Genomic DNA, 6292 nt, shown 5'->3' with positions numbered 1-6292 from the left:
GCGATCCTCCGCGCTTCGCGTCGAGTGGGTGAGCGGGTGGCGTCGGGGCGGCCGGCTACAGGTCGCGGCCTCGGGCGCGCTGGTCCTCCACCGAGGTGCCGAACAGGCGCAGGAAGGACGGGGTCATGTAGTCGAGGACGTGGCGCAGTTGCTGGTCGTCGAGGTCGCTGAGTTGGAGGTTGCCGTCGAGGAGCGCGTCGGCGGTGGTGCTGACCCATTCCGTGTGCTGCTGGAGGTGTGCCAGCCGGGCGTCGTACGCCTCGTCGCTCTCGAGGCCGTCGTCGGCTTCGAGGCCGGCCTCGGGCTCGGGTTCGAGGCGGACGGTTTCTTCGAGGACTTCGTGCTCGGCGCGGGCCTTGAGCTGCGCGAGGCGGGCCACTCGCTCCTCGTGCGTCTCGTCGGTCGGGGCGGTGTCGGCGATGACGTACTGGTCCCAGAGGTCGCCGACCTGGGCTTCTACCTGCTCTCCGAGGGCCGTGAAGAAGGCGGTGGGGTCGGGCAGGGCGTTGTAGCGCTTTGGCAGCCACTTTCGCCAGTAGGCTCGGGCCTCGGCGCCGTATCGGTTGATCGCCATCGCTGCTCCTTGGTAGTCAGCTGGGTGCTGTCAGCGGGCGTCCGGAGTGGTTGCCGCTAGCTGAGGTGTCGGGTTGCGAGGCTTTCAGATCGGTGCGGTACTGGATCGGCCTGGGGCAGTCGGGTGGTGGCTGCGAGTCGTGGTGGTGCGTTCGGCCCAACGATGCGGGGTTCGACGGGCTCGAGGTGTTCCGCGAATGCTCAGATCCCGGCCTGTGGGAAACACGGGGGCCGTGTTCCCTGGGCTTCCCGTTCACCGGGATGTCTCGCTCGCGGGTTCGATACTGGTACGTCGGCGTTCGTCGGCTTCTGCGCTGCTGTGGTCTGCGGAGTCGAGCAGAACGGTCACGGCTGCTTCCAGAACCGCGATGTAGCTGCGCAGTCGCTGGTTCTCGCGGACGAGTTCGCTTTCACCCATGTCTCCGGGGACGGATGGATCCGGGCGGTGCGCAACATTGGCGGGTGAGTTGGCCCGCCGGGCAGTGCGGGAGGCGGCCAGTTGCTCGAGCAGGCGAAGGTGTTCGGGGGCAAGCTCGGCTGGCTGCGCGTCCGCCTCGGACGGATGCCCCGCGCCGGATGAGGTCGTCACGTTGGCGGGCCGGGTTTCCACATCAGACCGCCGCGCCGGCTCGGTCTACGCCTCCGATGGGCGATGCCGCGCGTGGCGGCTGCGGTGTCGGCGTGGCCGATCGTCGGCCCCTCCACGGGTTCGACAGGGATACGGCAACCATGATCAGGCCCGTCAGGAAGATCACGGACAGTGCCGCAGTCGGTGGCTGGCCCACGTGATGTCTCCCCCGGAGTTGAAGGCTGTCGGTGCACCGGCCAGGGAAAGTCACGGACGTTGGGGGGCGCAGCCTTGGAGTGGTGGACTTCCCAGTGGGCGGGAAGTCGCCCGAGTGATCGGCCGTTCGAGTGGCGTCCAGCGGGAAGCGTCAGCTTCGGGTCCCATGGTGGTGGGCGGACTGCTGGAAGCTGGCGCGGTGACCGCGAGATGCGGGCTCGCTACAGTGATGCCATGGACGACCACGCTTCCACCAACTTCTCTACTCCCGAGCTGATTTCGCCGAGCAGAGCGGCCGCAACTCTGAGGAGCCTGGTCGACGGTCTGGGCGTGGAGCGACCCGTCGTCGTGATCGGCAGCGAGGGCGTGCCGCAGGCGGCTCTCGTCTCCTATGACGCGTACCTCCATCTGGTGGCGGCCGCGGAGGAGGCCGACGCCCGGATGTTGTCAGACCGTGTAGCCGGGTCCCCGGCGCCGGGCGAGGGACTGACGAACTCTGCGCTCGAGGAGTTGGTCTCGGGTCGCGGTGGCATCACACCGAACGCGGCCGACGGTGCAGGGGGGCTTGAGAGCGATGATGGGCGGGGAGCAGTCGGTCGAGGGGCCTGACTTCTACCGGGCGGATCACCACCCTCAGGTGGGGGCTGATGTCCTGGCGCTGCCGACACCCCAGCTCCAGAGGATTGCGCTCATCCGGATCAGTCAGCTAACTCGGGGCGAGCTGATAGGTAAGCCGCTGGGGGCGTTGGAGGGGCACCCGGACCTGTCGGACTGCCGGAAGCTCTATTTCGATGAGACGGATGGTCTGGAGGTAACGGGGCGCGGTCCGGTGCCCAAGTGGAGAATCGTGTACCGGCTTCGCGATGCGATTCCGGGCGCCGACGGTCGCACGTTGCTGCAGGTTGTCGCTGTCGGGGCGCGTAGTGCGAGTTCGGTCTATGAGACGGCGGGCGCGCAGCTGGGCCGGCCGCGGATCATCCACGCTCCGAAGGCGCAGGAGGCGGCGCCCGTCCCCAGGCGGGGCCTGGCCGAGGCGCAGCAGCTGGCTGTGGAGAGGCTGCGCCTGGCACGCGCTCGCCGACGGTAGTAGCACGGGTTCCCGTGCTGCGGTCCGCGCTTCGGCTACCGGGGCGCTCCGGGTGCCGGCGTCAGGTCGAGGTAGAGCGCGGACAGGCTGTTCACTCCCAGGGAGGGCAGCCGGTGTGTGGGCCGGCCGGCGGCGAGGGCCATGTCGGGGAACCGGGCGAAGAGTCTCGGGAGGGCGATCTCTACCTCAGCGAGTGCGAGCGGGGCGCCGGGGCATCGGTGTGCGCCGTGGCCGAAGGCGAGGTGGCGGTTGTCGTCGCGGGTGATGTCGAAGGTGTCCGGGGTGGGCTTGATCCGCTTTGACGGACACTCCTGATCAGGGGCTTCGGCCCCGGAAGGATGATGTCCATCATGGAGAGCATGGGGAAGAAGAAGCCGCGTCCTCGCCGCTCGTTCACGCCGGAGTTCAAGGCCGAGATCGTCGAGCTGTGTCGACGCGGGGACCGTTCGGTCGGTCAGGTTGCCAAGGACTTCGACCTGACCGAGACCGCGGTGCGCGACTGGATCAAGCAGGCCGAGGTCGATGCCGGCGAGCGCGACGGTCTGACCAGCAGCGAGCGCGAGGAACTGGCCCGGCTGCGGCAGGAGAACCGCCGCCTGCGCGAGGACGTCGACATCCTCCGCCGGGCCACGGCTTTCTTCGCGAAGGAGACCCGGTGACGGTGCACCCGTTCATCGAGGCGGAGAAGCAGGGCGGCCGCAACGTCAAGCGGGCGTGCGAGCTGCTAAAGGTCTCCCGTGCCGCCTTCTACGCCCGCCGCACTGCCGAACCCGGCCCCCGCGCGGTGCGCGACGCGGACCTGACGGAGAAGATCGCCGAGGTCCACGAGACGTCGCGGGGCAGCTACGGCGCCCCGCGCATCCATGCCGTGCTCCAGCGCGGCGGCGACCGGTGCGGCCGCCGCAGGGTCGCGCGCCTGATGCGCCAGGCCGGCCTCCAGGGCCGCCACCGCAGACGGCGCCATAGCACCACGATCCCCGACCCGCGTGCCGCCGCCCGTCCGGACCTGGTCCTGCGGGACTTCCAGCCCGACCCGACGGCCATCGACGCCCGCTGGTGCGGCGACATCACCTACATCCCCACCGACGAGGGCTGGCTCTACCTGGCCACCGTCATCGACATCGCCTCCCGCCGCGTCGTCGGCTGGGCCACCGCCGACCACCTGCGGACCGAACTCGTCTCCGACGCGCTGCGGGCCGCCCGCCACCGCCGACGACCCAACGGCCCGGTGATCTTCCACTCGGATCGCGGCTGCCAATACACCAGCCGTGAATTCGCCGATCTGGCAACTAAGTTCGGCGTTCGGCTGTCGGTCGGCCGCACCGGCCAGTGCTGGGACAACGCCCTCGCGGAGTCGTTCTTCGCCACGCTGAAGCGCGAGCTGATCGGCGACCGTCCGTGGCCCAGCCGGGCAGCAGCCCACACCGCGATCTTCGAATGGATCGAGAGCTGGTACAACATACGCAGGCTGCACAGCAGCCTCGGCTACCGCACTCCCGCCGAGTACGAGACCGTCCTCGCGGCCTGACCACCACACCGATGGTGTCCGTCAAAGCGGAGCAAGCTCAGGGCGTGGTGGGCGTGGGGGCAGCGTCCGACGGTGGTGATCGGGATGACGATCAGTGCGCCTTCGGGGATGACGGTTCCGTCGATGTGGAAGTCGGCTGTGGTGAAGCGGGGCATGGTGAGGCGGATGGGTGGGTCCCACCTGAGGGTCTCCGCTATCGCCTGTCTCCAGGTCGCCTGTCCGTCGTGCAGGTGGCGGAGCTGGTCCGGGTGTTCCAGGAGTGCGCGCACGGCGGAGTTCAGGAGGTTCACGGTGGTCTCGTGGCCGCCCAGGATGTTGACGATCAGGGTTGCGGTGACTTCGGCGTCGGTGAGGCGGCCGTCGTCCTTGGCGGTGATGAGGTCGCTGGTCAGGTCGTCGCCGGGGTGGCTTCGCTTGGCTTCGACGAGGTCCTGGAGGGCGCGCGGGAACTGCTGCCAGGTGTTCTGCACCTGTTCGGGGGTGGCGGCGCTGTCGACGACGTTCATGGACAGCTGGTGCAGGTGTTCGCGCATCGCGGGGTCTTCGGGTACGCCGAGGAGTTCGCAGATGACGGTGAGGGGCAGCGGGAGTGAGAAGGCTTGCTTGAGGTCCACGCTGGCGGATGTGTCGATCCGGTCGAGGAGGGTGTCGACGATCGACTCGATCCTCGGGCGCAGGCTCCTGACGCGGGCGGGTGTGAACGCTCGCTGTACGGGGACCCGCAGGCGGGTGTGGTGTGCCCCGTCGGCGGTGAGGAGGCTGGGTGCTTCGAAGAACGCTGTCAGGGGCCAGGAGTCGGGGATGCGGCCTTCTCTTCGGTCTCTCCAGTGTCTTGCGTTCTTGCTGATGCGCGGGTCGGCCATGACCGTCTGTGCGGCGGCGTGGGTGGTTATCGCCCACGCCTGAACGCCGCCAGGAAGTTCAACCAGGACGACCGTCCCGGCGTCGCGGAGTTGTCGGGGTTCGGGTCCGTCGGGGTCGGGGGTGGTGGCGATGTGGAGGGGGGATGGTGTGGGCACCGGGGCGCTCCGATGTGGTCGGGTTCGACGGGGGTGAAGGTCACGGGGAGGCTCGCGGGTCCGCGGACGACCAGGGGAGGTCCCCAGACGAGGTCGTCGCGCGGGATGGCGAGCTGCAGATCCGGGATGTGGACGAGCAGGCGGGAGAGTGCGATCGAGACGATCTCGGAGGCGAGGTCCTGAGCCGGGCATTCGTGGTTGCCGGTGCCCCAGGCGAGGTGTGCGCGGTGGCCGACGGCGGCTGCGGGGTCGGAGGGTCTGGTGGCGGGGTCGCTGCCCGAGGCGGCGAAACTGATGATTACGAGCTGCCCGCGGCTGATCCGGCAGCCGCCGAGCTCCATGTCCTGCAGGGGCCAGCGGTTGAACATGTTCTGCAGTGGGGGGTTGTCCCAGATGACGCGGGCGACGACATCGTCCACGGTCACCTGGCCGTTGATCACTTGGTCGAGGAGTCCGTCGTCGTCGGTGAGGATCTTGAGTACGGCGTTGGAGATCCATGCGGCGGTGCTGCCGAGGCCGACGCTCAGCAGGAACCAGGCCTGGTCGGCGACTTCGTGGATGTCGACGGCGTCGGTGGGGCCGGCCTGGAGCATCGAGGAGATGAGGTCGTTTCCCGGGTGCCGGTACTTCTCCTCGACCAGCTGCCGCATGATGGCGTCGATCCGCTGGGCGGCCTGGTCGGCCTGGGGGCCGGAGCGGATGAGTTCGTGCACGGATGCGTCGACCTCGTCGGAGAACCGGGAGTCGATGCCGAGCAGGTTCATCATGACCCGCAGCGGCAGCTTCTGTGCGTAGTCGTGCTCGAGGTCCGCCTGGCCAAGGCCGGCGAAGTGGGCGATGAGGGAGTCCGCGAGGTGCGCGATGTCGCGGCGGGTCTGGTGGTCCGGGTTGCTGAGTGCGGCAACGATGGGGGCGCGCAGCCGTGCGTGGCGCGGGCCGTCCGCGTGCTGCACGTGGCGGCGGGCGTCCAGGTGGCGGAGCAGCGGGTGGTTGGCCTGGACGAGTTCCCGGTCGCACCAGGCCCGCGGATCGCTGGTCCACTGCCCTTCCCTGTCCTGCAGGATGTCACGTTGAAGGGTGACGTCCAGGACCAGCCAGCCCCAGAAGGAGCCTGCGGGGTCCAGTTTGACCCGGACCACCGGACCGGCCTGGCGCAGGTACTGGTAGTACTCGAGGGGCCGCTGCTCGAAGGCCGCCCCGAACATGGGGTGCACCGGGCAGCCGTCGATCCCCGTGCTGGGCCGGCCTGCGTGGTGGGCGACGCGGCGGTCGCGGGGGCCTTCGGGGGTGGGAGTGGTCAT

General features: G+C 69.2%; 6 protein-coding genes and 2 pseudogenes. 3 read left to right on the top strand and 5 right to left on the bottom strand.

From position 1 onward, the window contains the following. Positions 1-55: 55 nt before the first annotated feature. Together AB0D08_RS06800 and AB0D08_RS06795 are read right to left on the bottom strand one after the other, a co-directional pair. Positions 56-574 carry a hypothetical protein gene (locus AB0D08_RS06800; protein WP_359886618.1) on the bottom strand — a complete coding sequence of 173 codons (519 nt, stop codon included), beginning with the start codon at positions 572-574 and terminating at the stop codon, positions 56-58. A gap of 252 nt (positions 575-826) precedes the next feature. Next, on the bottom strand, positions 827-1183 hold the full coding sequence (locus AB0D08_RS06795) for a hypothetical protein (RefSeq protein ID WP_359886615.1): 357 nt from the start codon (positions 1181-1183) through the stop codon (positions 827-829). Positions 1184-1591: 408 nt separating this feature from the next. Between AB0D08_RS06795 and AB0D08_RS06790 the strand changes: the two genes are divergently transcribed. Continuing rightward, a complete protein-coding gene (locus tag AB0D08_RS06790) occupies positions 1592-1966 on the top strand; it encodes a hypothetical protein (protein ID WP_359886613.1) in 375 nt (124 codons plus the stop codon). 513 nt (positions 1967-2479) lie between these two features. Here AB0D08_RS06790 and AB0D08_RS06785 read toward each other — a convergent pair. Continuing rightward, positions 2480-2722: pseudogene (locus tag AB0D08_RS06785) on the bottom strand (cytochrome P450); the annotation flags it as partial. A gap of 60 nt (positions 2723-2782) precedes the next feature. On the opposite strand from AB0D08_RS06785, the pseudogene AB0D08_RS06780 reads away from it, so the two are divergent. Both AB0D08_RS06780 and AB0D08_RS06775 read left to right on the top strand, forming a co-directional pair. Continuing rightward, a pseudogene (locus AB0D08_RS06780) lies at positions 2783-3082 on the top strand (transposase); the annotation flags it as partial. 17 nt (positions 3083-3099) lie between these two features. Further along, complete coding sequence (locus tag AB0D08_RS06775; protein WP_359886610.1) at positions 3100-3972, top strand: IS3 family transposase; 873 nt, start codon at positions 3100-3102, stop codon at positions 3970-3972. Here AB0D08_RS06775 and AB0D08_RS06770 read toward each other — a convergent pair. Beyond that, entirely contained in the window at positions 3930-4835 is a 906-nt protein-coding gene (locus tag AB0D08_RS06770) for a cytochrome P450 (protein ID WP_359886608.1), read from the bottom strand. The genes AB0D08_RS06775 and AB0D08_RS06770 overlap by 43 nt on opposite strands. A 26-nt stretch (positions 4836-4861) precedes the next feature. Beyond that, positions 4862-6292, bottom strand: a complete 1431-nt coding sequence (locus AB0D08_RS06765) for a hypothetical protein (protein ID WP_359886606.1) — start codon at positions 6290-6292, stop codon at positions 4862-4864.

The organism is Kitasatospora sp. NPDC048540 (genome assembly GCF_040651175.1).
Classification (GTDB): domain Bacteria; phylum Actinomycetota; class Actinomycetes; order Streptomycetales; family Streptomycetaceae; genus Kitasatospora.
This window is presented reverse-complemented; position numbering and strand designations above follow the sequence as displayed.

Excerpts from the sequence above, each read along its gene's own strand:
- AB0D08_RS06800 (WP_359886618.1), bottom strand. The coding sequence starts at position 574 with ATGGCGATCAACCGATACGGCGCCGAGGCCCGAGCCTACTGGCGAAAG.
- AB0D08_RS06790 (WP_359886613.1), top strand. The coding sequence starts at position 1,592 with ATGGACGACCACGCTTCCACCAACTTCTCTACTCCCGAGCTGATTTCG.
- AB0D08_RS06770 (WP_359886608.1), bottom strand. The coding sequence starts at position 4,835 with ATGGCCGACCCGCGCATCAGCAAGAACGCAAGACACTGGAGAGACCGA.
- AB0D08_RS06765 (WP_359886606.1), bottom strand. The coding sequence starts at position 6,292 with ATGACCACTCCCACCCCCGAAGGCCCCCGCGACCGCCGCGTCGCCCAC.